At 63.4% G+C, this 26525-nt stretch carries 27 protein-coding genes; 18 read left to right on the top strand and 9 right to left on the bottom strand.

Annotated features, from left to right (window positions below):
* Positions 1 to 14 precede the first annotated feature (14 nt).
* From SJY12_RS03140 to SJY12_RS03125, 4 genes are read left to right on the top strand one after another with little or no spacing between them, the layout of a single operon-like run.
* Positions 15 to 701 carry a response regulator transcription factor gene (locus SJY12_RS03140; RefSeq protein ID WP_230832986.1) on the top strand — a complete coding sequence of 229 codons (687 nt, stop codon included), beginning with the start codon at positions 15 to 17 and terminating at the stop codon, positions 699 to 701.
* 2 nt (positions 702 to 703) lie between these two features.
* Entirely contained in the window at positions 704 to 2050 is a 1347-nt protein-coding gene (locus SJY12_RS03135) for a sensor histidine kinase (protein WP_397505959.1), read from the top strand.
* Positions 2047 to 2628, top strand: a complete 582-nt coding sequence (locus SJY12_RS03130; protein ID WP_050601265.1) for a hypothetical protein — start codon at positions 2047 to 2049, stop codon at positions 2626 to 2628. Before SJY12_RS03135 ends, SJY12_RS03130 begins: the two co-directional genes overlap by 4 nt.
* Positions 2629 to 2676: 48 nt before the next feature.
* Complete coding sequence (locus tag SJY12_RS03125) at positions 2677 to 5574, top strand: CHAT domain-containing protein (protein WP_397505958.1); 2898 nt, start codon at positions 2677 to 2679, stop codon at positions 5572 to 5574.
* Between the two features lie 75 nt (positions 5575 to 5649).
* Here SJY12_RS03125 and SJY12_RS03120 read toward each other — a convergent pair whose 3' ends face one another.
* From SJY12_RS03120 to SJY12_RS03105, 4 genes are all read right to left on the bottom strand, one after another.
* The gene (locus tag SJY12_RS03120) at positions 5650 to 6060 is read right to left on the bottom strand and encodes a hypothetical protein (RefSeq protein WP_050601267.1); all 411 of its coding nucleotides are present in this window, start codon (positions 6058 to 6060) and stop codon (positions 5650 to 5652) included.
* Positions 6061 to 6204: 144 nt separating this feature from the next.
* A complete protein-coding gene (locus tag SJY12_RS03115) occupies positions 6205 to 7104 on the bottom strand; it encodes a hypothetical protein (RefSeq protein ID WP_397505957.1) in 900 nt (299 codons plus the stop codon).
* On the bottom strand, positions 7104 to 7460 hold the full coding sequence (locus SJY12_RS03110) for a hypothetical protein (RefSeq protein WP_397505956.1): 357 nt from the start codon (positions 7458 to 7460) through the stop codon (positions 7104 to 7106). The genes SJY12_RS03115 and SJY12_RS03110 overlap by 1 nt, the downstream gene beginning before the upstream one ends.
* A 203-nt stretch (positions 7461 to 7663) precedes the next feature.
* The gene (locus SJY12_RS03105; protein ID WP_397505955.1) at positions 7664 to 8332 is read right to left on the bottom strand and encodes an OmpW family protein; all 669 of its coding nucleotides are present in this window, start codon (positions 8330 to 8332) and stop codon (positions 7664 to 7666) included.
* Between the two features lie 141 nt (positions 8333 to 8473).
* On the opposite strand from SJY12_RS03105, the gene SJY12_RS03100 reads away from it, so the two are divergent.
* The 11 genes from SJY12_RS03100 to hemN all read left to right on the top strand — a co-directional run bounded on the left by SJY12_RS03100 (position 8474) and on the right by hemN (position 18605).
* The gene (locus SJY12_RS03100; protein ID WP_397505954.1) at positions 8474 to 9175 is read left to right on the top strand and encodes a helix-turn-helix domain-containing protein; all 702 of its coding nucleotides are present in this window, start codon (positions 8474 to 8476) and stop codon (positions 9173 to 9175) included.
* A gap of 79 nt (positions 9176 to 9254) precedes the next feature.
* On the top strand, positions 9255 to 10928 hold the full coding sequence (gene ccoN / locus SJY12_RS03095) for a cytochrome-c oxidase, cbb3-type subunit I (protein ID WP_050601272.1): 1674 nt from the start codon (positions 9255 to 9257) through the stop codon (positions 10926 to 10928).
* A gap of 13 nt (positions 10929 to 10941) precedes the next feature.
* Entirely contained in the window at positions 10942 to 11706 is a 765-nt protein-coding gene (gene ccoO, locus SJY12_RS03090; RefSeq protein WP_050601273.1) for a cytochrome-c oxidase, cbb3-type subunit II, read from the top strand.
* On the top strand, positions 11703 to 11867 hold the full coding sequence (locus SJY12_RS03085; protein WP_063507159.1) for a CcoQ/FixQ family Cbb3-type cytochrome c oxidase assembly chaperone: 165 nt from the start codon (positions 11703 to 11705) through the stop codon (positions 11865 to 11867). Before ccoO ends, SJY12_RS03085 begins: the two co-directional genes overlap by 4 nt.
* Entirely contained in the window at positions 11857 to 12768 is a 912-nt protein-coding gene (gene ccoP, locus SJY12_RS03080; RefSeq protein WP_397505953.1) for a cytochrome-c oxidase, cbb3-type subunit III, read from the top strand. Before SJY12_RS03085 ends, ccoP begins: the two co-directional genes overlap by 11 nt.
* A complete protein-coding gene (ccoG, locus tag SJY12_RS03075; protein ID WP_397505952.1) occupies positions 12755 to 14338 on the top strand; it encodes a cytochrome c oxidase accessory protein CcoG in 1584 nt (527 codons plus the stop codon). Before ccoP ends, ccoG begins: the two co-directional genes overlap by 14 nt.
* Positions 14335 to 14784, top strand: a complete 450-nt coding sequence (locus tag SJY12_RS03070; RefSeq protein ID WP_348035783.1) for a FixH family protein — start codon at positions 14335 to 14337, stop codon at positions 14782 to 14784. The genes ccoG and SJY12_RS03070 overlap by 4 nt, the downstream gene beginning before the upstream one ends.
* Positions 14781 to 16904, top strand: a complete 2124-nt coding sequence (locus SJY12_RS03065) for a heavy metal translocating P-type ATPase (RefSeq protein ID WP_397505951.1) — start codon at positions 14781 to 14783, stop codon at positions 16902 to 16904. Before SJY12_RS03070 ends, SJY12_RS03065 begins: the two co-directional genes overlap by 4 nt.
* Complete coding sequence (gene ccoS / locus SJY12_RS03060) at positions 16901 to 17053, top strand: cbb3-type cytochrome oxidase assembly protein CcoS (protein ID WP_050601277.1); 153 nt, start codon at positions 16901 to 16903, stop codon at positions 17051 to 17053. Before SJY12_RS03065 ends, ccoS begins: the two co-directional genes overlap by 4 nt.
* Positions 17050 to 17259 (top strand): hypothetical protein, encoded by a 210-nt coding sequence (locus SJY12_RS03055; protein ID WP_063510498.1) that lies wholly within the window; start codon positions 17050 to 17052, stop codon positions 17257 to 17259. Before ccoS ends, SJY12_RS03055 begins: the two co-directional genes overlap by 4 nt.
* Before the next feature lie 32 nt (positions 17260 to 17291).
* Positions 17292 to 18605, top strand: a complete 1314-nt coding sequence (hemN, locus tag SJY12_RS03050) for an oxygen-independent coproporphyrinogen III oxidase (RefSeq protein WP_397506636.1) — start codon at positions 17292 to 17294, stop codon at positions 18603 to 18605.
* Positions 18606 to 18608: 3 nt separating this feature from the next.
* On the opposite strand, the gene SJY12_RS03045 is transcribed toward hemN, so the two are convergent.
* The 5 genes from SJY12_RS03045 to hppD form a co-directional block, all read right to left on the bottom strand.
* Positions 18609 to 19787, bottom strand: a complete 1179-nt coding sequence (locus SJY12_RS03045; RefSeq protein ID WP_397505950.1) for an MFS transporter — start codon at positions 19785 to 19787, stop codon at positions 18609 to 18611.
* Entirely contained in the window at positions 19784 to 20698 is a 915-nt protein-coding gene (locus SJY12_RS03040) for a haloalkane dehalogenase (protein WP_397505949.1), read from the bottom strand. The genes SJY12_RS03045 and SJY12_RS03040 overlap by 4 nt, the downstream gene beginning before the upstream one ends.
* Before the next feature lie 47 nt (positions 20699 to 20745).
* A complete protein-coding gene (locus SJY12_RS03035) occupies positions 20746 to 21624 on the bottom strand; it encodes a mechanosensitive ion channel family protein (RefSeq protein WP_050601280.1) in 879 nt (292 codons plus the stop codon).
* A 63-nt stretch (positions 21625 to 21687) separates the two neighbouring features.
* Positions 21688 to 22260: a VOC family protein gene (locus SJY12_RS03030; RefSeq protein ID WP_397505948.1), complete on the bottom strand. Its 573-nt coding sequence runs from the start codon at positions 22258 to 22260 to the stop codon at positions 21688 to 21690.
* Positions 22257 to 23378, bottom strand: coding sequence for a 4-hydroxyphenylpyruvate dioxygenase (gene hppD / locus SJY12_RS03025; RefSeq protein WP_230832973.1), 1122 nt, complete (start codon positions 23376 to 23378; stop codon positions 22257 to 22259). Before hppD ends, SJY12_RS03030 begins: the two co-directional genes overlap by 4 nt.
* 172 nt (positions 23379 to 23550) lie before the next feature.
* On the opposite strand from hppD, the gene SJY12_RS03020 reads away from it, so the two are divergent.
* The 3 genes from SJY12_RS03020 (at position 23551) to SJY12_RS03010 (ending at position 26461) form a co-directional block, all read left to right on the top strand.
* On the top strand, positions 23551 to 23865 hold the full coding sequence (locus SJY12_RS03020; protein ID WP_063506919.1) for a septum formation initiator family protein: 315 nt from the start codon (positions 23551 to 23553) through the stop codon (positions 23863 to 23865).
* Positions 23866 to 23995: 130 nt separating this feature from the next.
* Positions 23996 to 25072: a pyruvate dehydrogenase (acetyl-transferring) E1 component subunit alpha gene (gene pdhA / locus SJY12_RS03015; protein WP_397505947.1), complete on the top strand. Its 1077-nt coding sequence runs from the start codon at positions 23996 to 23998 to the stop codon at positions 25070 to 25072.
* 3 nt (positions 25073 to 25075) lie between these two features.
* Complete coding sequence (locus tag SJY12_RS03010) at positions 25076 to 26461, top strand: pyruvate dehydrogenase complex E1 component subunit beta (protein ID WP_348029941.1); 1386 nt, start codon at positions 25076 to 25078, stop codon at positions 26459 to 26461.
* Positions 26462 to 26525: the final 64 nt, after the last annotated feature.

Below are 26525 nucleotides of genomic sequence, written 5' to 3'. Positions count from 1 at the left end.
GCGGGGGGCTGAACGTGGATGGACTGAAAATCCTCTACATCGAAGACGATGCGCACACCGCGACGCGGGTGAAGGAACTCGCCCTGTCTCGCGGCGACGATCTGCATTGGGAAAGCGATGGATCTGCCGGCCTGCGGATAGCGGGGCGGGACAGGTTCGATGTCATCATACTCGATCGAATGCTGGGCGATGACGATGGCCTCAAGATCTTGGCCCGCCTGCGCGAGAGCGGGGTAGACACACCGATCCTGATGCTGAGTGCACTCGGGCGCACCAGCGACCGCGCCGAAGGGCTCGACGCCGGTGCCGATGATTACCTTGGCAAGCCATTCGAAGCCGCAGAATTGATGGCCCGCGTGAACGCCCTCCACCGGCGTGCATCGGGCAGGGTGCATAGCGCGGTGATCCTTTACGGTGCCTTCGAGTGCCATCTGAAAGCGCGCACGGCTTTTCGCGAGAACCGGCACCTCGCTTTGAGCCCGAGGGAATTCGAGCTCTTCCATTACTTCATGGAAAACGCCGGGGAGGTGGTAACGCGCGAAATGCTGCTGCGCGATGTTTGGAACATGTCGTTCGACCCGCAAACCAATGTGGTTGACGTCAATATCGGACGTTTGCGGCGCAAGCTCGAGGACGGCTTCTCCGCTCCGGCGCTGGAAACGGTCTGGGGCACGGGCTTTCGATTGCTGGACGGCAAATAGACGTGTCACCGGCACGTTCCATTTTTTCCCGGTTGGTTGCCGCCGCCACTTTGCTGGCGGCCCTCACGGTGCTGGGGCTCTGGTTGGTGACGGAGCGAACGATGGATGCCGCGCTGAACGAAAGTGCGCGTGAGGCGGTCGATGTCGATCTTGCCGGTCTGGCCGATATCTATTCCAGTAGCGGGGAAGCGGATCTGGTGCGGAGGATCGAGGATCGCCTGGCATTGCGGCCCGCCGACGGGGGAGCGCCGCACTATCTGCTTATGCGCACAGACGGGGTCCGCCTCGCGGGCGATCTGGAAGCCTGGCCGGATCTCGATGCGGCAATCTCGGAGCGGGGCATGATCGCGATAGGCCATCGTTCCAGCGCGCATGCCCGTTCGACCCGGCTTGCTCCGGATAGATGGCTGCTGGTCGCGCATGAGGTCGATCCGGCCAAGTCATTGAAGGCCGGAGTGCGAACCGTGTTTCTGGTTGGCGGGGCCATTCTGGTTTTGGTCGTGGCGATGCTTGGCAAATTTTCTGCCGACAGGTTGAAGCGCCGCATCGCGCGCATCAACCGCACCCTGTCGCACCCCGATGAGCTTGCGTCCATGCCAGAGCTCCCCAGACGAACCCGCGACGAAATCGACGAACTCGCAGCCAATAGCGCGCAAGTGATCCTCCGGGTACGGAACCTGTTGGAAGCCCACAGCGATACGACCGACAGGCTCGCCCACGAAATTCGCACCCCCCTGACCCACCTCGATGCGAGGCTGGTTAAAGCGCTCGAAACGCAACCGGACGAGCAAGTCACCAGGCGGCTGACCGAAGCCCGCAGCGAAATCCGGCAGCTGGTTAGCATGTTGGAATCGCTGCTTGATATCGCGTGGAGCAAAGCCCGCCTCAGTGATCGATCGATGCTAACGCCCGTCGACATGTCCGCCCTCGTTACCAATTTGTGCGAACTCTATGCCGATAGCGCCGAAGATGCCGGGTTGGTCCTGCAGTGGGAGGTGGAGCCCGGCGTTGTCTTGGACGGTGACGAAGCACAGCTCGGGCGCCTGCTGGCCAACCTCCTCGACAATGCCCTCAAATACGTCCCGCGCGGAGGGACAATCCGCGTCACGCTCGGTGATGGCCCCGTCCTCGTCGTGGCGGATGATGGGCCTGGCATAGCCGAAGCCGACCGGACGCGGATATTCGAGCGTTTCCAGCGGGGGCCGGACGCCAAGGGAGGCGAAGAACGCCCGGGCGCAGGACTTGGCCTTGCCCTCGCATCCGCAATCGCACAACGTCATTCGATGATCCTGGAATGCCTTCCGAGTGCAACCGGTGCACTGTTCCAGCTCCGCAGAGAGACGCCATGAACAAGCTTCTGGCAATGGCGCTGCTCGGCGCGCTGACCAGCAGCTGCACCGGATCGGCGGGTGAGCCTCGCAGCGCGTCACTCGCGGGCCACTCGGCGGCCCGTTTAGATACGGATAGAACCGCGGTGGCGGTCCTGTATCGCGCGCAGTCGGCTTATGAGGATGGCGATCGTGCCGCCCTCTCTCTCGCGCTTTCGCGGCTGGATGCCGTCGGCCTTCATCCGGTCGGCGAAGAAGCGAACGACATCCTTGCTCGGTGGCGGGCGGCCGCAGATCAGCCTGCCATTACCCGAGGGCGGATCCTCGGTCCGGGGTTCATGGTGGGAGAACTCGCACCAAAGGAAGAACGCGCGCTTGAGCAGACGTTCCTGTCGGGGCGCGGTGCCGCGATCAGTTTGTCCGCGCTCGAAGGAAGGCCGCTGGAGATTTCCGTTCGTGACAGCAGCGATCAGTCGCTGTGCAGGAAGGTCGCCGAACGTGTCACATGTCGCTGGGTGCCGCTCTATACCCACCGGCACACGATTACTTTGCGTAACCCCAACACGAAAAAGACACGCTACCAGCTTGTGATCGATTGATCGTCCTGCGATGCCATATCCTCGCTGTTTCGAGGGGGACACGTCGACATGCACCGTCATATCTTTGCGATTGCCGCGATCGGCCAGGCTATCGCGTTCGCTCCACAAGTACTGCCGCAGGTGCAGACCGTTTCCGAAGGTGCGGGCCTCACCGATCTCGCATCCCTGAAAGCGGCCGCAGAGGCGATCGACCCGCTCGCCGAGGCGGCGAAATCGGAGGGTGCGTGGTCTGTCTATCTGGAAGCACTGGAAGCTGAGAACGGCCCCGCAGAGGAACAGGCGCACGCACTAAACCGCATCGGCGACAGCCGCTACTACCAGCAGGACATTGCCGGCGCGCTCGCATCCTCGCTCGAAGCGGAAAAGCGACTGATCGCCGCAGGGGCGACCGATGGTGAAGCCATGGCGGGGACATTGGCCAACATCGCGACCTTCTACACAGGGGTAGGGCAGCCGGAGAAGAACGTCCCACTGCAGGAGCGGTCGCTGAAGATAAGGACCGGCTTGTATGGCCAGGACCCCGAAGGGATTGCCCCTCCCGACGCCAAGGCACTCGGGCTGGGATATCTGAATTACGCCGCCGCGCTGTACGAAGCGAACCGCTTCGGTGACGCCGCGGAATATGTCGATCCCGCTATCAAGGGCCTGATCCGTGGCGGGATGACCGACACCACGCTCTTCGTGGCGCTCTCGACCGGAGCGAATATCTACATCGATGCCGGTCGCCAGGTCGATGCCTTGCGTCTCGCGAGGCAGGGGATCGCGATGGCGAACGAGCTGCTCCCGGAGGAGCACCCGTTCCACGGTTTCGCGCAAGGAACCTTGGCCAAGGTCCTGTTGCAGGCGGGACGATATGAGGAAGCCGAACAACCTGCTAGAAGTGCACTCGATATAATGACCGAAAGGCTTGGCCCGACACATCGCAATACCTTGGTCGCACTGCACAATCTGGGCGTGGTCCAGATGCGCCTCGGGCAGTATGACGAAGGCATCGCACTCATGCTGGCGCGGCACGAGCGATTGATGGAGATCAGCCCGGCAGAAGCGGTGAACTCGTTGCTCTCCGCATCAAACGCCGCGATCGAAGCCGGCCGTGACGACGACGCCATGCATTTCGCGCTCAAGGCTGCGGGTCTGGCACGAGAACTGCCGACCGACGACGACAAGGCGCTGCGCGGCCTCCTCACGTTGTCGCAGCGTCTCGATGAGAGCGGACAACCCGAGGCTGCGCTCGACATCCTCGATGAAATCGAAATGCGCGTGAACAGCAGCGGGCGCGAGCTACCTGTCGATGCAGCTATTCAACGTGGACTGTCGCAGGTTCGCGCAGGACAGGATGAGGGTTGGGAGCACGTAGCAAGGGCACGCGCGCGGATCGTCGACAAGATGATCCAGGATGCGACCAGCTTCGAACTCGATGCGGATCTTGAAAATTACTTCGACTCGATCCTGCTGATCGCCGAAGCCGCGATCATTTCCGACCGCGCCGATGATGCGCTCAATGCATTCGAACTGGCCAGTTGGGGCGTCAACGCCCGTGCGCGCCAATTGGCCAAGCTGCGTCACGGCCAGTTCGACAGGCCCGACCTTGCTGCCGATATCGAGAGGCTCCGCAGCGGGACCGCGCGCCTTCGGTTGCTCGCGCGCGAGCGGGCGGCGATGCTGGCCGCGGGGCGATCCGAGGCGATCGGCGAAGTCGAGCGGGAAATTGCCGACCTCGAGCGATCGGTGAGCGATGCCGAAGCGGCCTTGCGCACGGCGCTTCCCGAATTCGATACGACGCGGCGACCGGTCGATGTATCAATCGAGACCGTCCAAGCCCGATTGCGGCCGGACGAAGCCCTGCTGATCGCAATGCCTGCCAAGCGGGGGATGCTCCTGATGGCCGTGACCTCCGAAACGGCGGTGATGAAAGTGGGGCCGGGGGGGCGCGCAACCATCCGGCCGTTCGTGGAACGATTGCGTTTGGCACTCGACGCGGGCGAAGGTGCAGACGCATTCCCATTCGACGATGCGAAGGCGTTGCACGACCTCGTCCTGTCGGCCGAAATCGCAGCGGCGCTCAATGGAAAGACCCGGGTATCCTTGGTTACGAGCGATGCTCTCTCGCGTCTGCCATTTTCCGCTTTGCTGTCTTCCGTGCCCGACCGACAGGTGCGGGACTTCAGCGAGATGGAATGGCTGGTCCGCCATCACGCATTCGCGACGGTTCTTTCGCCTTCCGCTGTACTGGGCTCGAGACAAGATGGGGGGAATGCCGGGCGGTTTCTCGGCATAGGCGCCGCCGCAAATTCGGACGAAGCGTTCGCTGGGGAAACGCGGGCGGTCGTGGCAACCGCCGTGGATTTGCGATCGCTGCCCTCGCTGCCTGCGAGCCGCGAGGAGGTCCGGCTTGCGGGGGAAGTCAGCGGCGCCAGCGAGCGCATCCTCCTCATCGGCGGGGACGCAACCGAAGCCCGGCTTCGGCTGCTGGCTGAAGCAGAATACAGTGTAGTCCTGTTCGCCACGCACGGTCTCATGGAAGGGGAACTGGGCGGTCTACGGGAACCGGCGCTCGTCCTGACGCCCGGATCGGGAACGGGCGGTACGACCGACGACGGCATCCTGCTTGCCGGTGAAATTGCGGAGCTTGGCCTTTCGACCCAGATCGCGATCCTCTCCGCATGCAACACCGCCGCGGGACGCACTCATGCTGCTCCTGCTTATACGGGTCTTGCAAATGCCTTTTTCGCGTCGGGAAGCGAGCGCGTGATGCTCTCGCATTGGCGGGTCCAGGACGAAGCCGCGTCGCAGCTGACCGTGGAATTCGTTAAGCGCCTGCGTGATGGGCACGCCCACGCGGACGCTCTTCGTCTTGCTCAATTATCGATGCTGGAGAGCGAAACGGACAGCGGATCCGCCAATCCTGAGCGGTGGGCGAGCATGGTGCTCATCGACGGTCGATAAATGTCGCGTCCGCTATGTCGACAGTCCCGAAACAGGCGACAGGATCCCCCGCCGGAGCTTGCGCGCAAAGCGGTTCTAGCAGGTTGCCAGCCAGCTCATCATCGAACTGATTTTACTGTCGGCACCGGTGGCGTAGCCGGCGGCTTGGCTGTCCGCCCAGCTTTCAGCCCTGGCGTGCATTTTGTCGAAATAGCTCAGATCGCTGTCTTCCCGCATGTCGCGACGTGCCTGACGCTGCCAATAGCGATGGCGGATTCCCGCACGAGCGGCTGACAATTCTTCGCGCAGGTTCGCAACGAATGCCGAATCCTGGGAGCTCCCCAGGATATCGGACCAACGCTGCCACAGCGCGGAGCATTGCAGCATCTCACCGATTGTTTCGGGCGAGGTATAGGACTCCGCCAATCCTCGATCATAGGCTGCATTGTGCATGGCAGCGCTTTCCGCGCCGTCCCGGAGGACCTGTTGCGGCTGAGCAAGCGCCATATTCGGCAGAAAGGACACGCCTGCCGAAAGGGCTAGCGCCAGAGCGCCGCTACCCAAGAGTTTACGTCGCGCACACATTTCACTTTTCCCCTCACGTTCTGCGCACTGCCTCGATGGAAGCGCAAGCACGGTTTCACCGGCGCCTCAGTCTTCCTTGCAGACCCGCCCGCCGCCGGTGCCCTTGTAGGTGGTGCAGACGACGACACCGCTGCCCGGTTTCGGTCTGCTCGAACTTCCGCTGCCAAGCGATCCGACGTAGGGCGCATTCGCCCGCCGCGCCTGCGCCGCGCGATCGTCGGCCGCGCGCTGCGCCCAGCGTTGCGCTTCCGATTGGGTCTGGCGCATCATCCGCATGCGGCGTCTATACTCTGCATCGACCAAGCGGGTGGCGGGCGGATTATACTGCCAGTAATGCTTGTTCGCGATCGCATAGATCGCTTCGTCGCTCCATCGACGTAGCCCGGACGCGCCCGCTTCCACGACCAGCTGGCCGAGCAGATCGCCATCCTCGTTCGGCTTGAACAGGTCTTTGCCGTATGGGTAATTGTAGACGAGGTAATTGGCGATTTCGCCGAGATCGCCCGTTCGTGTCGCATAAGACCGGAGCGCCGCGGCTGACAGGGTGCCCAGCGAATTGAGCTCGCCCTCTACCGCTGCGGCGTCGCGCTCTGCCAGTTCGACGTAGAGGTCGGAACAGTCCTGTGCGACGGACAGGACGTAACGCTCGAGCGCGGGGCGCCCGTCGCTCTTTCTCATCCCGTCCCAGACGGCTCGAACTTGCCGATCCGCCTCGTTGCGAAGGTTCGGATCATTCCGTGTCACTTCGGCAAAATGGCCCATCGCACGGTTGGATGAAACGGGCAGTTGAATGTCTTCTTTCTCGGCGAACTGCATCGCCAGACCGCATTCGTAGATCAGTTCGGCGTCTTCCGTATTGGCGCGTAGCGGAGCCGCCGCCACCAGCAAGCAAGCCGCCGCGCCAAGCGCGAGGACGCCGGGGGACGCGTGGAGCGTGTCGCGGCGTCCTCGGAGGGCGGACGGCATCACGACTGGATAACGGCCATTTCGCGATCGCAGTCGCGCGCGCGTTTAAACATGTGGTTGCGCGCCTCGTCCGCCCCCATCACACGCGCCCGCTTGTTGTACTTGGCCTTGGCCGTCTGGATCGCTTTTTCGCCGTCGAGACCGGTCCGCTGTTCGATGATCCTAACCAGGCCGATCCATTCCGCCGATCCATAATTTAGGCTCACGTCGCTGCCTTCTGCGATCGAGACGACATATGCACAGCCTGCGCTCATCTCGAGCAGCTTCTTCGGGCTCGGATCTTTCGCAAGGACTGGCTGCGAGAACGCGAGCAGCGCGGTGCCACAGGCCAGCGATATCAGAAATTTCGGCGTCATGGTTTTCCCCTCGGTTCGGTCGGATCCGATTACCGAAGGACGCCGTCTCCGGAAATTTACAAATGCTGTTAAGAAGATGACGAAGGCCTCTCGACAGGAGGTGAGGAGCTCTCGGGATACTCGTTGCTTGGTCCCGCCCCCCGGGCGGGCCATCGCCGGGGGGCAGGCCTCTCAGGTTACAGGCCGATTATGCCTGGCTTCGGTCAGAAGCGATAGCTTACGCCTGCGCTCAATACCCACGGGTCGAGCTTGTGTTCGGTTTCGATTGCGAGCGTGTTGCCGGCATACCAGCGCGCGGTCGTGTCGACGAAATAGCGTTTCGCGTCGATCGTCAGGCCGAGACCGCTGTCGCCAAGCGCGATATCGGTACCTGCCTGCAGCACGAGGCCGAATTCGTCCGACAGCGTGGTGCGCGTCACACCGAGCGGAATGGTGTCCGCACCCGGTTCGACATCGACCCACCAGAAATAGGTGGCCCCGGCACCGAGATAGGGTTTCACGCCGCCGAGATCGAAATGGTACTTCGCCGTGAAAGTTGCGGGGATGACCTTGGCGTCTGACACCAGCTCTGCACCCGGCAGCCCGGCCACCGCATCGACATCATGTTGTGTCACGCAGCAGATCGTCTCGATCGAGAAATTCGGCGCGGCGAAATATTCGATTGCCAGCGTGGGTACGAAATTGTCGCTCGCCTCGGTCTGCGTCGTGGCGGGAAGGCCCACGATATCCGTGTTGATATCGGTGATTTTGCCATCGGGTGCGACAAGGGTGCCGAGCAGCTTTACCTGCAGCTTGCCGTCGTTGTCCGCGGCCTGGGCAGGTGCGGCGAACATTGCCGTACCGGCCAGCGCAGCTACCAGAAACTTCTTCATTCGATCGTCCTCGAGCGCGGCAGTGGCCGCCCCATGCGGCCCAGGGATGTTGCAGCGCTGGGATGGCTGTGGCGCGAAAATTTCTTGCCGGCATTGATCTGGGTCAAGGAAGCGCCGGCTTATCGGGGCGAGGGCGGCTTCATGATCACACCAGCCGAACCCTTCCAGCGATTTGCCAACCGGATACTTCCCGCAAATCTGTCGGATACCGTATACTTCCGGTTCCAGGCGCTCGCCCGGGCAAGCCGGCTTGCCAAGGCGCATTCTCTGGATTTCGCGGGGGCGGGCCAGCAGATCGTCTTCGTCGTCGACGGGGCTACCAAGCTGGTGGCGCACGCGTCAGAGTTGCGCGACCAGATCGTCGCTTTCCAATTCGCTGGCGAGGTCTTCACTGTCCCCGGTCCCGACAACTATTCCTACTCCGTCAGCGCGCTCAAGGACTGCGACATCCTGGCTTTCGACTCGGCCGAATTCCTCCGGCTGGCATCGAGCGAAGCGGGGGTCCTCCACCATTTGCTGGAAAACACCACGCTTTCGCTGCGCCGTTGCCGCGAGAAGACGATCGCGCTGGGCCGCAAGACGGCGGGCGAACGCATTGCCGTGTTCCTGGTCGGGATGGCCGAGCGGATCGGGGTCGAGCAGGACGGCCGGCTGGTTCTCGAATTGCCGATGTCCCGCCGTGATATCTCGGACAGTCTCGGGCTCACGATCGAGACTGTCAGCCGTCAACTATCGAAGCTGAGGGACGACGGGGTGATCGAGACGGTGGGCCGTTCAGGCGTGATTTTGAACGCCCTGGAGAGCCTCCGGGACCGCGCGGGTTTCCTGCGCGAGGCCGCGTGAAATCTTTTCCGAATTTGATCTGGGTCAATGCCCTTCGCGGGATACCCGCTTAACCCCCTGCAAAAGGACGGAGAATTCTATGCAAGCGGAAACGGCGCTGGGCCGGGTGGGCCTGTGGTTCCTGGTCATGCTGGTCGCGATGGCGGCAGCGCTCGGGGCGGCGGATAGCGGCTTCGCGGCGCACGCCTGGATCATTGCAGCCCTTGGTTTCGTGATGATCTGGGTCAGCGCCTCGCGGTTCGACCCGCTGGGCAAGGCGCGGGGCTTCTTCAAGCTTCCTGACGGACCTTCGCGGTATGACGACGATCCCATTCGCTGGGGCGTCATCGCCACCATGTTCTGGGGCCTCGCGGGCCTTCTGGCGGGCGTTTTCATCGCTGCCCAGCTGGCATATCCGCAGCTGAATTTCGAACCCTATCTCAATTTCGGACGCCTGCGTCCGCTGCATACCAGCGCGGTGATCTTCGCCTTCGGCGGCAACGCCCTGCTGGCGACGAGCTTCTACGTCGTGCAGCGCACCTGCCGCACACAGCTGGCTTTTCCCAATCTCGCGCGGTTCGTCTTCTGGGGCTACCAGCTGTTCATCGTGCTGGCAGCGACCGGCTACCTGCTCGGCATTACCCAGTCGAAGGAATATGCCGAGCCCGAATGGTACGTCGACTTGTGGCTGACGATCGTCTGGGTTGCCTATTTCGTGGTCTTCGTCGGCACGCTGGCGCGCCGCAAGGAACCGCATATCTACGTCGCCAACTGGTTCTATCTCGCCTTCATCGTGACGGTTGCGATGCTGCACATCGTCAACAACCTGGCGATGCCGGTGAGCCTGCTGGGCGCCAAGAGCTACAGCGCGTTTGCCGGGGTGCAGGATGCGCTGACGCAGTGGTGGTACGGCCACAATGCGGTCGGCTTCTTCCTCACTGCGGGCTTTCTGGCGATGATGTATTACTTCGTCCCCAAGCAGGCTGAACGCCCGGTCTATTCCTACCGGCTGTCGATCATCCACTTCTGGTCGCTGATCTTCCTCTACATCTGGGCGGGCCCGCACCACCTGCACTACACAGCGCTGCCCGACTGGGCGCAGACGCTGGGCATGGTCTTCTCGATCATGCTGTGGATGCCGAGCTGGGGTGGCATGATCAACGGGCTGATGACCCTCAACGGGGCCTGGGACAAGGTTCGCACCGACCCGATCATCCGCATGATGGTAATGGCACTCGCCTTCTACGGCATGAGCACCTTCGAAGGACCGATGCTGTCGATCAAGAGCGTCAACAGCCTGTCGCACTACACCGACTGGACCATCGGCCACGTGCATTCGGGCGCGCTCGGCTGGAACGGCATGATCACCTTCGCCTGCGTCTATTTCCTCGTACCGCGCCTGTGGAAGCGCGAACGGATGTATTCGCTGCGCATGATCAACTGGCACTTCTGGCTCGCGACGATCGGCATCGTTTTCTACGCCGCGAGCATGTGGGTTGCCGGTGTCACCCAGGGCCTGATGTGGCGCGAATATGGGCCGGACGGATACCTGGTGAACAGCTTCGCCGACACCGTTGCCGCGCTGCACCCGATGTATGTCATGCGCGCCGCGGGCGGCCTGATGTACCTCGGCGGTGCCCTCATCATGTCCTACAACATCTGGATGACGCTGGCCGGGAAGCAGCGTGTCGAAGCTCCGCTCAACGACGCTGCCTACGATCCCGAAGCGGATCGTCCGATCGTCAACCAGCCCAGCGCCGTTCCGGCCGAATAGGATCACCCAAGCCATGACCGATCCCGTCGTCGAAGAAACCGTCAAGGGCCACAAGCGGCTCGAGCGCAACATCACCCTGCTGGCCATCGGCACTTTCGTGACCGTCGCCATTGGCGGTCTCGTCCAGATCACGCCTTTGTTCTATCTCGACAATACCATCGAGGAGGTCGAGGGCGTGCGCCCGTACACCCCGCTCGAACAGGCAGGGCGCGACATCTACATCCGCGAGGGTTGCTACGTGTGCCATAGCCAGATGGTCCGCCCGTTCCGTGACGAGGTGGAGCGCTACGGCCACTACAGCCTCGCTGCCGAAAGCATGTACGACCATCCGTTCCAGTGGGGCTCCAAGCGCACCGGACCCGACCTGGCGCGCGTGGGTGGCCGCTATTCCGACGAATGGCACGTCCAGCACCTCGAGGACCCGCAAAGCGTGGTGCCCGAAAGCGTCATGCCGCAATACGGCTTCCTCAAGGAGACCGAACTCGAAATCGGCGATCCCGAAGCGACCATGGTCGCGCTCATGCGGGTGGGCGTGCCCTATACCGAGGAAGACCTCGCGAATGCCGAGGCCGATATGCTCGCGCAGGCGGATCCCGATCGCGATCCCGGCGATCTCGCGGCGCGCTATCCCAAGGCGCAGATCCGCGATTTCGATGGCAATCCCGACAAGCTGACCGAGATGGATGCGCTCATCGCCTATCTGCAGATGCTTGGCACGCTCGTCGATTTCGACAGCGCCGCACCGCTCGAGGAACTGGCCGAGGAGAAGGGCCGATGAGCATCTACGAAACCCTGCGCCACTTCGCCGACAGCTATGCGCTGGTGCTGATGCTGGCGCTGTTCGTCGGGCTGTGCGCCTGGCCGTTCCGACCCGGCGCGAAAGAACGCAACCGCGACGCTGCAAACCTGATCTTCGAAGGAAAAGCCGATGGCGAATAAGCGCATCGACCAACCGACCGGCACGCCCACCGTCGGCCATGAATGGGATGGCATCGAGGAACTCGATACGCCGCTGCCGCGCTGGTGGCTGTGGACCTTTTATCTGACGATTGCCTTCGCGGTGGGCTATGTGATTGCCTATCCAGCCTGGCCGATGATCGACCGGGCGACCGAGGGCGTGCTGGGCTGGTCGAGCCGGGGGGAACTGGCAGAGGAAATGAGCGCTGCCGACCAGGCCCGCGCTACCGTGCGCGAGCAGCTGGCCCGCATTCCGATCGAACGCCTGCCCGAAGACGGCCCGCTGATGCAGCAGGCGGTTGCCGGTGGCGCAGCTGCGTTCCGCGTCAATTGCGTGCAGTGTCATGGTTCGGGCGCGGCGGGCAGCCAGGAACTTGGCTATCCCAACCTCAATGACGACGACTGGCTATGGGGCGGCGATCTCAGGGCGATCGAATACACGCTTGCGCATGGCATTCGGCAGGCTGGCGACGACGAGACCCGCAGCAGCGTCATGCCGCCCTTCGCGGGCGCGTTCGATACCGACCAGCTCAATGCCCTGACCGATCACGTTCTCGCCTTCAGCGGCAAGGCCGAGAGCAATCCGGTGGGTGCACAGATCTATGCCGACAATTGCGCTGCCTGCCACGGCATCCGCGGGGAAGGGGACCGGGCGCAGGGCGCACCCACGCTCAACGATGCGATCTGGCTGCGGGGCAGCAGCCGCGAGGCGATCAAGCAGCAGATCCTCAATCCGCGCATGGGCATGATGCCCAAGTGGGAGGGCCGGCTCGATCCGGTGACGCTGAAGATGTTGGCGGCCTATGTACACTCGCTCGGGGGAGGCGAAGACTTCGTGGAAGTTGCCGAGGATCCCGAGGTAGCGGTCGATGAACAACCCTGAAGACAACAGGCCACCGGGTGAACGCGACTGGTCGGTAGTCGTCGAGGACGGCATCGCCAAGAGCAACCAGCCGGTCTCGAGTGCGATTGCCGATCCTGCGGCAACGACGCGTCGCCACGAACCGCACGAACCCGCGCGAGAGCACTTGCCCGAACGGCTCTACGAGCCGCGCAAGGCAGTGCACAACAAACGGATCGACGGGCCTTTCCGCCGGTTCAAATGGCTGGTGATGCTGGTCACCCTGGGGATCTACTATGTAACGCCGTGGGTCCGCTGGGACCGCGGCCCCTACGCGCCCGACCAGGCCGTGCTGGTAGATCTCGCCAATCGCCGCTTCTACATGTTCAGCATCGAGATCTGGCCGCACGAATTCTACTTCGTGGCCGGGCTGCTGATCATGGCGGGGATCGGCCTGTTTCTCGTGACCAGCGCCGTGGGGCGCGCATGGTGCGGCTATGCTTGTCCGCAGACGGTGTGGACGGACCTGTTTCAGCACGTCGACCGCTTCGTCGACGGCGATCGCAATGCGCGCATCCGGCTCGACGCGGCACCGTGGACCTGGAGCAAGGTGGCGCGCCGCGCCTTCAAGTGGAGCATTTACCTGTTCATCGGGTTCTGGACCGGTGGCGCGTGGATCATGTATTTCGCCGATGCGCCCACGCTGGTCCAGGATTTCTGGCGCGGCGAGGCGGCATCGGTTGCCTACATAACGGTCGCGGTGCTGACACTGACTACGGTCACGCTGGGCGGCTTCATGCGCGAACAGGTGTGCATCTACATGTGCCCCTGGCCACGCATCCAGACGGCGATGATGGACGAAAATTCGCTGCTGGTGACCTACAAGGACTGGCGCGGCGAGCCGCGCGGAAGCGTCAAGAAGGCAGCGAAGAACCCCGACCGGTTCGGCGACTGCATCGATTGCACCCAGTGCGTGCAAGTGTGCCCGACGGGGATCGATATCCGCGAAGGACCGCAGATCGGCTGCATCACCTGCGGGTTGTGCATCGATGCCTGCGACCGGGTCATGGACGATATCGGACGCCCGCGGGGTTTGATCGATTATGCGACGCTCGAAGATTGCGAGCGCGAGGCAGCCGGCGAAGCCGTGAAATCGCCCTGGCGCACGCTGCTGCGGCCGCGCACGATCGCCTATACGATGATCTGGGCTGGGATCGGCGGAGCACTGCTGTTCGCGCTGGGTACGCGCAGTCATACCGAACTGACCGTCGCCCCCGATCGCAACCCGCCCTTCATGCTCATGTCGGACGGGTCGGTGCGCAATTCCTACACGCTCAAGATCCGCAACATGGAAAGCCGCCCGCGCGCCATGGAGATCGCGGTCGAGGGCCTGCCCGGCGCTCTCATGTGGACCGACACGATCAACCGCGACGAGGCCTCAGCCACGCAGCGGGTGACAGTGCCGGCCGATCTCATGCGGGCAGTGCGCGCCTATGTCGTCGTGCCGGTCGGCACCGAACCGCAGCAATTCGAATTCCGCGTCACCTCGCTCGACGAGCAACGCGAAACGGATGTGGTGGAAACGCGCTTCGATGCACCGGAGGATGAATGATGCGCCGTGAATTTACAGGACGGGACATGGCCATGGTCATGGTCGCCGGTTTCGGGGTCGTGGTTGCGGTGAATTTCTACATGGCCTCGCTCGCCATCGGCGGTTTCGGCGGCGTGGTGGTCGAGAACTCCTATGTCGCGAGCCAGAAGTTCAATGGCTGGCTCGACGAGGCGCGCGAGGGCCGCAAGCTTGGCTATGCTGCGCAGATGGCTCGCGCCGCGGACGGCAGGCTGATGGTAGCGACGCAGGGTGTGCCGCCGGCGGCACGCGTCTCTGCCGATTTGCGGCGACCGCTCGGCCGGCCGCAGGACATGTCCTTGCAGCTGGAGCAGGCAGGGGCGGGCAGCTATCTCTCGGCCGAAACCCTGCCCGCGGGCCGCTGGATCGCGCGCGTTACCATCGCCGTCGGTGACCAGCGCTGGATGGATGAAGCGGAAGTGCAATGAATGCCCCGCTTGCACTCGACACGCAGGGTAGCATGCCCTTGCGCGACAGCCGGTTCACCGTGCCGGGCATGCGCTGTGCCGGGTGCATATCGAAGATCGAGCGCGGGCTGGCGAAGCTCGAAGGTGTCGACGCGGCGCGGGTGAACTTCTCCGCCAAGCGTGTCGCCGTCCGCCACCACGAGCGGCTGGGTGAGGATGACCTGATCGAAGCGATTGCCGCCATCGGGTTCGAGGCCCAGTCCGTGGCCGACAATCCGATGGCGCGCGACGACCGCGAATCGGCGGCGCTGATGCGGGCGCTCGCCGTAGCCGGCTTCGGCATGATGAACATCATGCTGCTTTCGGTCAGCGTATGGTCGGGCGCGGAAGGGGTTACGCGCGACCTGTTCCACTGGCTGTCGGCGATGATTGCCTTGCCGGTGGTGGCCTATGCCGGCCGGCCTTTCTTCGCGAGCGCTGCAATGGCACTGCGCCACCGACGCACCAACATGGATGTGCCGATCTCCATCGGGGTCCTGCTGGCGACGGGCTTGAGCCTCTACGAGACCATCGCGGGCACGGGCCATGCCTATTTCGACAGCGCGGTCATGCTGCTGTTCTTCCTGCTTGCCGGGCGCGCGCTCGACGCGACGATGCGCAACCGGACGCGCGCAGGAATCGGAGCCCTGCTGTCGCGCATGGGTCGCAGCGCGATGGTCCTCGATGAAAGCGGGGCGCATCGCACCGTCGCTGCGGAGGATCTCGAGCGGGGCATGCTGATAATCGTCGCGGCCGGCGAAGCGCTCGCAGCCGATGGCGTGATCGAGGAAGGGGAGACGACGCTCGACAATGCCATGCTGACCGGGGAAAGCGCACCGCAGGCGGCACGGGTCGGCGATACGGTTTATGCCGGGGCGATCAATCTTGGGAATGCAGTGCGCGTGCGGGTGACAGAGGCCGCTTCGGATACGGCGCTCGCGGGGATCGCGCGGCTCATGGACGAGGCGGGCCAATCACGCAGCCACTATGTCCGCATTGCGGATCGCGCATCCCGGCTTTACGCCCCGGCGGTGCACTCGCTCGCGCTGCTGGCCTTTGCCGGGTGGATGATCGCCGGGGCGGGTTGGTACCAGTCGCTGGTGATCGCGATTGCGGTGCTGATCATCACCTGCCCGTGCGCAATGGGGCTCGCGGTTCCGGCAGCGCAGGTCGTGGCGTCAGGGGCGCTCGCCAGGAACGGCCTGCTGGTCAAGGATGGCAGCGCGCTAGAACGGCTTGCCGAAATCGATACCGCGCTGTTCGACAAGACGGGCACGCTGACCGTGGGCGAGCCGGTGCCCGCCTTGGGCCATCTTACCGACCGGCAGGCAGCGATCGCCCTGGCACTTGCCCGCACCAGCCGCCATCCGCTGAGCAAGAGCATCACCCGCGCGCTCGAAGGGCGCGGCGTGCAACCCGTCGACTTGTCGGGTGTGCAAGAAACGGGCGGCACCGGTGTCTCCGCTGTCTTCGGCGGTATCGCAGTCGCGCTCACCCGCCCCGATACCGACGGGTTCCGTATCGCTACCGGACTGCGGATCGGCGACGAGGTCACGAATATCGCGTTCGACGACCCCGTTCGGCACGATGCCCAGGCGACTTTGGACGAGCTTGCCGCTGCGGGCATTGAAAGTGCGGTGGTCTCGGGTGACAGGGCGGGGCCGGTGAGCGCGGTCGCCGGCGACCTGGGGCTCGAGTGGAAGGCCGAACTTCACCCCGACGCCAAGCTTGCACATATCGAAAAACTCAAATCAGCAGGGCATCACCCGCTCATGGTGGGGGATGGCATCAATGACGGCCCGGCGCTGGCCGCGGCGCATGCCTCGATAGCGCCGGGCAGCGCCAGCGATGTGAGCCAGCAGGCAGCCGATGCGGTCTTCCTCGGCCGGTCGCTGCGTCCCGTCGTGCTGGCGGTACGGGTCGCCCGCCGGACCATGCGGATCGTGCGACAGAACTTCACTTTCGCGATCGTCTACAATGTCTTTGCCTTGCCGCTGGCGCTGGCCGGTCTTGTAACGCCCTTGATCGCAGCGGTGGCGATGTCGCTCAGCTCGCTCGTCGTGGTGGGCAATTCGCTCAGGCTTGCCAGGGCGGCGCAATGAGCGGCCTCGCCTTCCTGATCCCGATTGCGCTGGGCCTTGGAATGCTCGGTCTCGCCGCGTTCTTCTGGGCCATGAAGCGGGGCCAGTTCGAGGATCTCGATGGCGCTGCGCAGCGTATCCTGATCGACGATGAGGAAGACGAGCGATGACCGGATCCGTGCTACCGGGCATCCTCGTGTTGCTGCCACTGGCGGTCGGTCCGCTGCCGCAGCCCGCACGGACCATCACCGCCGATCTGTGCAACGGCGGATCGGTGGAAATTCCCGTCGATCGCAACCCGGCGCGTGAGGAGCCCTGCGCCGTGAAGGCGTGCCACGCAGGTTCATGTCGCAAGAGATTTGATCTGGCGCAATGACGCGCGTGGTGCGGCCCTTCAAGCAGGCCCGCATGTGGACATATTACCCCGATCTGCTCGCCAGGCCCGTGCCGCGTTACACGAGCTATCCCACCGCCGCCGAATTCGGCGACATCGATACCGGCCTCTACCGGCAAGCGCTGAGCGGAGCAGGAGGCGATATCTCGCTCTACGTCCACATCCCGTTTTGCGAGAAGATATGTTACTATTGTGGATGCAACACGGCTGCATCAGGCCGGCGTCAGCGGCTCGAGACCTATCTGGCCGCCCTCCACCGCGAGATCGAGCTGGTCGCTGCGCTGCTGCCGGATTCTGCCCGGATCGCGCGGGTCGCCTTCGGTGGGGGCAGCCCGAATGCCATCGAGCCTGGCGACTTCCAGCGATTGGTCGACAGCCTGCTTGCAAACCTTCATGTGTCCAATCCGACCTTCTCGATTGAGCTCGACCCGCGGACCATGACGCGGGAATGGGCCGATGTGATCGGGCAGGTCGGTATCGAACGCGCCAGCCTCGGCGTACAGACCTTCTCGGCCCAGTGTCAGGAGGCGATTGGCCGCGTGCAATCGGAGGATTGCATCGTCCAGACCGTCGACTGGCTGCGAGGGGCAGGGGTGACGTCGCTCAATTTCGATCTGATGTACGGTCTGCCGGGCCAGACGATGCATGACCTGGAAGACAGTTTGCAGCGCACCCGTGTGCTCGGCGCCGACCGGGTCGCGCTGTTCGGCTATGCTCATGTGCCGCACATGGTACCGCGGCAGCGGGTGATCGATGGCAGCAACCTGCCAGACCAGCGCGAACGCTTTGCCATGGCCCAGATGGGATACGCCTATTTCGCCACGCATGGCTACACGCCGATCGGCTTCGACCATTTCGCCAAGCCGGGGGGAGACCCGCTCGCGCGTGCGGCGCTGGACGGGACGTTGCGGCGCAACTTCCAGGGGTTCACCGATGATCCCAGCGACATCCTGATCGGGCTGGGCGCGTCGTCAATCAGCAGCTTCCCGCAATTGCTCGCGCAAAACGAGAAGAACAGTGGCCGCTATCGCATGCTCAGCTCGCAGGGACACCTCGCGGCCGGTCGCGGCATCGTCCGCAATCCCGACGACCGTTACCGCGCAGCGGTGATCGAACGGCTGCTGTGCCAGGGCCGCGCGCAGTTAGGGGCGTGCCTCATGCGGGAAGCGAACGAGACGCTCCGCCCGTTTCTCGAACGAGGGTTGGCGTCTATCGACGGGCAATGGCTTGCCATCTGTCCGGAGGGGCTCCCCTATGCGCGAACGATCGCCGCAGCGTTCGACGCGTATCGGCAGCCGAGCGCTCGGCAGTTCAGCTCCGCGGTCTGAGCGTCAGCGGCCATACCGGCGCGCTGCGAAGGACAGCGCAGTCAGAGCGAGCGAACATCCCGCCAGCAGCGCACAGGTCCCGGCCCAGCCGTGGATGTCATAGGCCAGCGTCCCGGCATAGCTGCCGATTCCGCCGCCGATGAACATGATCACGACATAGATCGTGGTCAGCCGGGTGCGGATCGCGGGATCGAGCGAAAGGAAGGTCATCCGGCCGGTGACGTCGATTCCCGGTCCGACGAGATTGGCGATGAACAGCGGCACCAGCAGCCCCCACAGCGTCCCGCCCAGCGGCCACAGCAGCAGGATCCCGACGAGCTGTATCGAGGCGAAGACCATTCGCGCAGTGCGCGGGCCGATCGCATCGGACCAGCGGCCTAGCCATGGCGTGGAGGCGATGCTTACCGCCGCCAAGCCTGCAAGGTAGCCGACCGTGTCGGTGCCATACCCCATCGGCGGTGAGGTGAGATAAAGCGCCAGCCCGAGCCAGAGCGCGATGAATTGTGCGAAGTTCAAGCCCTGAATGGCGCCGGCAATGAGGATCTCGCGGTGGCGCGATAGTAGCGGAAACACCGAGAGGATGAGCCCGGTATAGGACTGCCTTCCGCTGGCCGGCCGCTCGCCACCTTCCATCAGTCGGGGCAGGGCGAGAGTGACTGCAAGCATCAGCCCGGTCGCGGCCCAATAGACCGCGCGCAAGCCGAAATGCTCGGCGACGACGCCCGCGCCCACCCGGGCGACGAGAATGCCCAGGATGACGCCCGCAGTCAGCTTGGCAGTGACCTGTCCCAACCGTTCGGGAGCCACGCGTTTGGAAGCATATGCGGGCAGCAAGTACGGTGCGATCGTGAAGAACCCCAGCAGCGTCGATCCGAGCACGAAAAGCGTAAAGCCCTGTGCGAACGTCATGACCGCCAGCGATACCGTCTGTCCTGTGGCAAACGCGATGGTGAGGCGGCGGTTGGAAAACCTGTCGCCCAGCGGCAACAGCAGGAAGATCCCGACGGCCAGAGCGAGTTGGTTGAGCGCAGGGACCAGTCCGATCCGTGCGTGGCTGACCCCGAAGTGGTCGGCAACCAGCGCGATGATCGGATGGATGTAATAGGCGTTCGCCGTCACCACCGCCGCGGCGATCGCGAGCGAGGTTTCCTGCGCGGCCGTCAGTCGTGCCGTATGGTTCAACCGAGGTGACCCGCCTTGCGCGCCATCGCGATGACGCCTTGCGCGAGAACACCGGGCTGGTCTTCCTGGCAGAAGTGACCGCAGGTGGCCAGCGTCCGGTGCGGCTGCCCCGCAGCGCCCGCAATACGTTCGATCAAATGCTTTTCAGCGCCGCGGGTGATGGGATCGTCTTCGCCGAAAAGGGTGAGGAACGGCTTGTCGTAAGCGGCGAGCACGGGCCAGGCTCGCTTGTTTTCCTCGACCCCCGGCATCCCGTCAGCCGCAGGGACCAAGGCCGGGAAGGCGCGGGCGCCCGCTTTCGAAGGCTCATCGGGGAAGGGCGCGTCATAGGCAGCGATCTCCGCCTCGCTTCGCGGCGTCGCGGTGGCGCGGTCGAGCAGCGCGCCGATCCTGAAATCGGGCGAACTTCGGGCAAACTCGCGCCAGGCCAGGAAAGCTTCGCTTGGCGTGCCGCCTGCGGGCAGAAAGGTGTTGCTGGCGACGACGCAGGAAAACAGATCGGGATCGTCGGCAACCATCCGCAGCCCCAGCAGTCCCCCCCAATCCTGACAGAACAGCGCGGCCGGGCGCGGTTCGACTGCAGCGCGCCACTGCTTGAGCCAGTCGACATGGCGGGCATAGGTGTAGAACGCGATGTCGTCGGGCTTGTCGCTTTTTCCGAAGCCGATCAGATCGGGCGCGAGCACGCGGAAGCCAGCCTCCACCAGCGGCGGGATCATCTTGCGATAGAGGAACGACCAGCTCGGCTCGCCATGGAACAGCAGGACGGGCGGGGCATCGCGCGGCCCCTCGTCGACGTAATGCTGGCGAGCCTTCAGGCCATCGCGGAGGTCGACCTCGAACCAGTGCTCGGCAAACGGATAGTCAGGAATGCCGGCAAAGCGTTCGGCGGGCGTGCGCAGGATCTGCAAAGGTTTCTCCTCCCAGGCGACCGATGATCCGGTCCTGATTCGAAACCTTAAGGCGTCGGATGACTGGTGTCACCCAAGTGGCTGACCGGAACCGTTTCCTTGAAGGTATGCGTCACATAGGGGAAGGGGATTTCGATCTCTGCATCGTCCAGCGCCGCCTTGATTGCGCGGATGACCTTGTCCTTGCTTTCCCAGCCGTCGCGCGGGGAAGATCCCGCCCACCAGCGCACCAGGAAATCGACCGAGCTGGAATTGAATTCCTGCGCGAAGATGTCGATCCCCTTGCTGGCGAGGACATGGTCGACCCCTTCGACCGCACGTCGGATCACGCTTGCAGCATGGTCGAGCTGCGTGTCGTAGGAAACGCCGACCACTACCTCGTGGCGGCGCTGGCTTTCGTCGGTAACGATTTCGACGGGGTTCTTGAACAGGATCGAATTGGGCACGACGGTCAGTTCGCCCGAGAGCTTGCGAATATGCGTTTCGCGCAAGGTAATATGTTCGACCTTGCCCGAAATGCCCTCGCACTCGATGACATCGCCGATGCGCATCTTCTCGCGGACCATGATGAGCACGCCAGCGAGGAAGTTCTCGAAAACGTCCTGAAAGGCGAAGCCGATGGCGACTGCGCCGATCCCGAGCCCGGCGAGCAGGCTGGCGGCGGTCAGGCCCGGCAGGACGACGACAGCCGCAATGAAGATCCCCGCGACCCAGATGCCCAGCTTGACCAGCGTGTCGATCAGCGTCTTGAGACTGGCCCGCAGGTCGGTCCGGCCGACCAGCATGTCCGAAATACGCGCAGCAAAGCGCGCGAGGATCCAGGTAATGAAAAGGATGAAGATCGCAATCGCGATGCTTGGAAGGCTCGCCACGAAACCTTCGCCCATGTCCTGCAGCTGTTCGCGCAGCGTATCGATGTAATTCACGAGTGCGAAACTCCCTTTGCGCTGCAACGCAACGCAAAGGGTGAGGTTCCTAGCCGGTGTGGATCAGCTGACCCCGTGTTCCTTCCGGGCAAGTTCGTGCAGCCAGTCCGCATGGCGGGGCGCGGTCTTGGTCTCGCTCCATTCGTCGAGCATCATCGGCGCCACGCGCTTGAGTTCGGCATATTGTTCTTCGGTCCCGATATCGGCGGCCAGTTCGACGCGGTGACCGTTGGGATCGAAGAAATAGATCGACTTGAAGATGCCGTGATGCGTCGGGCCGAGCACGTCGATGCCGAGGCTTTCGACGTGGTCCTTGGCGGCCAGAAGCTCGTCCTCGTTTGCCACCTTGAAGGCAAGGTGCTGGACCCAGGCGGGCGTGTTCTCGTCGCGCCCCATGTCCTTCTGGTTCGGCAGTTCGAAGAACGCCAGGATATTGCCGTTACCGGCATCCAGGAACACATGCATGTAGGGGTCGTACTCACCGGTCGAAGGAACGTGGTCCTCGGCGAAAGCAGTGGTGTATTCCATGCCCAGCACCTTGCCGTACCATTCGACGGTTTCCTTGGCGTCCTTGCAGCGATAGGCTGCATGGTGGACGCCGCCCAGTTTCACCGGATGTTCGGTCACATCGCTCATTCTGCCGGCTCCTTCGCAGCGGCTTCGGCTTCCCCGACGGTCAGCGCGCCGCGCTTGATCTGGTCGCGTTCCATGCTTTCGAACAGCGCCTTGAAGTTGCCTTCGCCGAACCCATCGTCGCCCTTGCGCTGGATGAATTCGAAGAACACCGGTCCGACCTGCGCTTCGGCGAAGATCTGCAGCAGCAGGCGCGGCTGGCCGCCTTCGGTCGTGCCGTCGAGCAGGATGCCGCGCATCTGGAGTTCGTTCTCGTCTTCACCGTGGCCCGGCAGACGCTCGGAAAGCATCTCGTAATAGGTGGCGGGCGGGGCGGTCATGAAGGGCACGCCAAGCTGTTTGAGATTGTCCCAGCACTGCAGAAGATCGTCACAGATCAGTGCGATGTGCTGGATGCCTTCGCCATTGAATTCGCGCAGGAATTCCTCGATCTGGCCCTTGCCGCCTTCGCCTTCCTCGTTGAGCGGGATGCGGATCTTGCCGTCGGGCGCGGTCAGCGCTTTCGAGGTCAGTCCGGTGTATTCGCCCTTGATGTCGAAGAAGCGGATTTCGCGGAAATTGAAGAGCGTTTCGTAATAGTCCGCCCAGTATTTCATGCGGCCGTTGTAGACGTTGTGCGTGAGGTGATCGATCACGTTGAACCCGGCGCCGACGGGAAACTTCTCCACGCCGTCGAGATATTCGAAATCGATATCGTAGATTGACAGGCCGTTGCCGTGGTCATCGGCATAGCGATCGACCAGGTAAACGATCGCGCCGCCGATGCCGCGGATCGCCGGGATCCGCAGTTCCATCGGGCCGGTTTCGACCGCGACAGGCTCGGCCCCGCGCCGGAGCAGTTCGTCATAGGCCTTCTTCGCATCGCGGACGCGGAAGCCCATGCCGCAGGCAGAGGGGCCGTGCTCGCGGGCGAAGAACCATGCCGCGCTGCGCGGTTCGTAGTTCAGGATCAGATTGATCTGTCCCTGCCGCCAAAGATCGACATCCTTCGAGCGGTGCGATGCGACGTGGGTGAACCCCATGGCCTTGAAAACCGGTTCGATGACGCCTTTTTCGGGGGCGCAGAATTCGACGAATTCGAAGCCGTCGAGGCCGATGGGGTTTTCAAACAGGTCGGGCATTGAGATCCTCTGGTACGGTGTTTGGTTGCAATGGAAACTAAATACCTGTCCGGGGTGGTTGTTGTCAAGCCGGGCAGGGGCTGGCGCCACGCGCTGTTCTGTCGGTGCGACGAACGGTCCCACGCGCAAGAATGCGCTTGCGCAAGCCGGTTAACTGTGATTCTGTCGAATGATGCGGCGCACTCGCTCTCGATCCCCGATTCAGCAGGCGAAGATCACCCAGCACACTGCGCTGGCGGCTTTGCTGGTGATGGGCGGTTTTGCCATTGCCGGGCCTTCGGGCCTGCTCGCGTGGAGCGAAAACCTGCGCGTGCTCGATCAGCGTGAGGCCCAGCTCGCTTCTTTGGAAGCGGAGCGCGAGGCGTTGAAGAACCGCGTCGCACTGCTGCATCCGGACCATGCCGATCCCGACATGGTCGGCGAATTGCTGCGCAGCCAGCTCAACGTCGTCCACCCCAACGAAGTGGTTATCAAGCTCGAAGACTGACTGCATACGGAAACCACCGCGTTCCGTAAGGGTTTTCGTATGCATGCACGCTCTGCCGTTGCGCGGTACGCGTGGCTGTGCCTATACGCGCAGCCGATATTCCTCCCCGGAAGAACAAGGATCCGAAGTCTTGGCCAAAGCCCCCCGGAGCAAGAAAACCGCCCCCAAGTCACCAGCAGAGGACAGCGAGTTCGCGCTCCACTCGCTGCAGGACGCGTTCGAACAGGACTCGCGGTTCAAGGCCAGCAAGGAACAGCTGCTCGACTTCTACAAGCAGATGCTGCTCATTCGCCGGTTCGAGGAACGCGCCGGCCAGCTCTACGGGCTCGGCCTGATCGGCGGCTTCTGCCACCTGTACATCGGCCAGGAAGCGGTTGCGATCGGCCTCCAGTCCGCGCTCGACGGCGACAAGGACAGCGTGATCACCGGATATCGCGATCACGGTCACATGCTTGCCTACGGCATCGATCCCAAGGTCATCATGGCCGAACTCACCGGGCGCGCGGCAGGCATCTCGAAGGGCAAGGGCGGGTCGATGCACATGTTCTCGACCGAGCACAAATTTTACGGCGGGCACGGCATCGTCGGCGCGCAGGTCTCGCTGGGCGGCGGCCTCGCGCTCGCGCATCAGTATAATGACGATGGCGGCTTCTGCCTCGCCTATTTCGGCGATGGCGCGGCCAACCAGGGCCAGGTCTATGAGACGATGAACATGGCGGCGCTGTGGAAGCTGCCGATCGTCTTCGTCGTCGAGAACAACCAGTACGCCATGGGCACCGCGGTCGGTCGCAGTTCGGCGGAAACCGAATTCCATCGCCGCGGCACCGCTTTCCGCATTCCCGGCATGGATGTGAACGGGATGGACGTGCTCGAAGTGCGGCAGGCCGCCGAAATCGCGTTCAAGCACGTGCGCGAGGGCAAGGGCCCCGTGCTGATGGAATGCAACACCTATCGCTATCGCGGGCATTCGATGTCCGATCCCGCCAAGTACCGAACGCGCGAGGAAGTGCAGGATATCCGCGAACACAAGGATCCGATCGAGGCAATCAAGAAAGTGCTGCTTGAGAACGGTTCGACCGAGGACGAGCTCAAGGCCATCGACAAGGATATCCGCAAGACGGTGACCGAGGCAGCAGATTTCGCCGAGAGTTCGCCCGAACCGGAACCCGGCGAACTGTACACCGATGTTCTCGTGGGGGAGTACTGAGCGATGGCTATCGAACTGAAAATGCCCGCGCTGTCCCCGACGATGGAAGAAGGCACGCTGGCCAAATGGCTCAAGTCGGAAGGTGACGCGATCGTCGCCGGCGACATCATCGCCGAGATCGAAACCGACAAGGCCACGATGGAATTCGAGGCCGTCGACGAAGGCACCCTTGGGAAAATCCTGGTCGATGAAGGCACCGAAGGCGTGAAGGTCGGCACGGTCATCGCCATGCTCGCCGGCGAAGGCGAAGATGCATCAGAGATCGAGGCTCCCGTCCAGGACGCAGCGGTCGAGGATACGCCTGGCGAAGGCAAGGATGTCGGCCGCGATCCGAGCGAAGCGGAGATTACCAAGCCTGCGCGCAAGACCGATGCTAAGGACCCCGAGGTTCCCGAAGGAACGGCATTTACCGCCACCACCGTGCGCGAGGCGCTGCGCGACGGCATGGCCGAGGAAATGCGTGCCGACGAACGCGTGTTCGTGATGGGCGAGGAAGTTGCGCAGTACCAGGGTGCCTACAAGGTCACACAGGGCCTGCTCGACGAATTCGGCCCCAAGCGCGTCATCGACACGCCGATCACCGAATACGGGTTCGCCGGCATCGGCACCGGGGCAGCGATGGGCGGCCTGCGCCCGATCGTCGAATTCATGACGTTCAATTTCGCCATGCAGGCGATCGACCACATCATCAACTCGGCGGCGAAGACCAATTACATGTCGGGCGGCCAGATGCGCTGCCCGGTGGTCTTCCGTGGCCCGAACGGCGCGGCCAGCCGCGTCGGCGCGCAGCACAGCCAGAATTACGGTCCGTGGTACGCCAGCGTGCCGGGCCTCGTGGTGATCGCTCCCTACGATGCTGCCGATGCCAAGGGGCTGATGAAAGCCGCCATCCGCTGCGAAGACCCCGTCGTCTTTCTCGAGAACGAACTCGTTTATGGGCGCAGCTTCGACGTCCCCGATCTCGATGACTACGTCCTGCCGATTGGCAAGGCGCGGATCATGCGCGAGGGAACGGATGTCACGATCGTCGCCTATTCGATCGCGGTCGGTCTCGCGCTGGAGGCAGCGGACGAGCTGGCGGATGAAGGCATCGATGCCGAGGTGATCGATCTGCGCACGCTGCGCCCGCTGGACCGGGAAGCGATCCTCACCTCGCTGGCGAAGACCAATCGTCTGGTCATCGCGGAAGAGGGGTGGCCGACATGCTCGATCGCATCCGAGGTCATGGCAATCTGCATGGAAGACGGTTTCGACCATCTCGACGCCCCGGTAACGCGCGTGTGCGACGAGGACGTGCCGCTGCCCTATGCCGCCAATCTTGAGAAGCTGGCCCTGATCGACACCCCGCGTATCGTCGCTGCCGCAAAGAAGGTCTGCTATCGCGACTGATATGGAGCAGGACTGGGCAGCCGCGGGCAACCTGCTCGACGAATGTCCGGAAGTGTCGCGCATC

Source organism: Qipengyuania sp. R86523 (genome assembly GCF_044596365.1).
Lineage (GTDB): Bacteria > Pseudomonadota > Alphaproteobacteria > Sphingomonadales > Sphingomonadaceae > Qipengyuania > Qipengyuania citrea.
The sequence above is the reverse complement of the archived record's forward strand: the minus strand, read 5'-3'. Positions and strand labels throughout refer to the sequence as shown.

Bases quoted from the DNA above. Each gene is read 5' to 3' on its own strand.
- ccoO (WP_050601273.1), top strand. From the start codon at position 10,942: ATGACCGATCCCGTCGTCGAAGAAACCGTCAAGGGCCACAAGCGGCTC.
- ccoS (WP_050601277.1), top strand. From the start codon at position 16,901: ATGAGCGGCCTCGCCTTCCTGATCCCGATTGCGCTGGGCCTTGGAATG.
- SJY12_RS03100 (WP_397505954.1), top strand. From the start codon at position 8,474: ATGATCACACCAGCCGAACCCTTCCAGCGATTTGCCAACCGGATACTT.
- hppD (WP_230832973.1), bottom strand. From the start codon at position 23,378: ATGCCCGACCTGTTTGAAAACCCCATCGGCCTCGACGGCTTCGAATTC.
- SJY12_RS03055 (WP_063510498.1), top strand. From the start codon at position 17,050: ATGACCGGATCCGTGCTACCGGGCATCCTCGTGTTGCTGCCACTGGCG.
- SJY12_RS03070 (WP_348035783.1), top strand. From the start codon at position 14,335: ATGATGCGCCGTGAATTTACAGGACGGGACATGGCCATGGTCATGGTC.
- SJY12_RS03110 (WP_397505956.1), bottom strand. From the start codon at position 7,460: ATGACGCCGAAATTTCTGATATCGCTGGCCTGTGGCACCGCGCTGCTC.
- hemN (WP_397506636.1), top strand. From the start codon at position 17,292: ATGTGGACATATTACCCCGATCTGCTCGCCAGGCCCGTGCCGCGTTAC.
- SJY12_RS03010 (WP_348029941.1), top strand. From the start codon at position 25,076: ATGGCTATCGAACTGAAAATGCCCGCGCTGTCCCCGACGATGGAAGAA.
- ccoP (WP_397505953.1), top strand. From the start codon at position 11,857: ATGGCGAATAAGCGCATCGACCAACCGACCGGCACGCCCACCGTCGGC.
- SJY12_RS03125 (WP_397505958.1), top strand. From the start codon at position 2,677: ATGCACCGTCATATCTTTGCGATTGCCGCGATCGGCCAGGCTATCGCG.
- ccoG (WP_397505952.1), top strand. From the start codon at position 12,755: ATGAACAACCCTGAAGACAACAGGCCACCGGGTGAACGCGACTGGTCG.
- SJY12_RS03020 (WP_063506919.1), top strand. From the start codon at position 23,551: ATGCGGCGCACTCGCTCTCGATCCCCGATTCAGCAGGCGAAGATCACC.
- ccoN (WP_050601272.1), top strand. From the start codon at position 9,255: ATGCAAGCGGAAACGGCGCTGGGCCGGGTGGGCCTGTGGTTCCTGGTC.
- SJY12_RS03085 (WP_063507159.1), top strand. From the start codon at position 11,703: ATGAGCATCTACGAAACCCTGCGCCACTTCGCCGACAGCTATGCGCTG.
- SJY12_RS03130 (WP_050601265.1), top strand. From the start codon at position 2,047: ATGAACAAGCTTCTGGCAATGGCGCTGCTCGGCGCGCTGACCAGCAGC.
- SJY12_RS03105 (WP_397505955.1), bottom strand. From the start codon at position 8,332: ATGAAGAAGTTTCTGGTAGCTGCGCTGGCCGGTACGGCAATGTTCGCC.
- SJY12_RS03065 (WP_397505951.1), top strand. From the start codon at position 14,781: ATGAATGCCCCGCTTGCACTCGACACGCAGGGTAGCATGCCCTTGCGC.
- SJY12_RS03115 (WP_397505957.1), bottom strand. From the start codon at position 7,104: ATGCCGTCCGCCCTCCGAGGACGCCGCGACACGCTCCACGCGTCCCCC.
- SJY12_RS03030 (WP_397505948.1), bottom strand. From the start codon at position 22,260: ATGAGCGATGTGACCGAACATCCGGTGAAACTGGGCGGCGTCCACCAT.
- SJY12_RS03120 (WP_050601267.1), bottom strand. From the start codon at position 6,060: ATGGCGCTTGCTCAGCCGCAACAGGTCCTCCGGGACGGCGCGGAAAGC.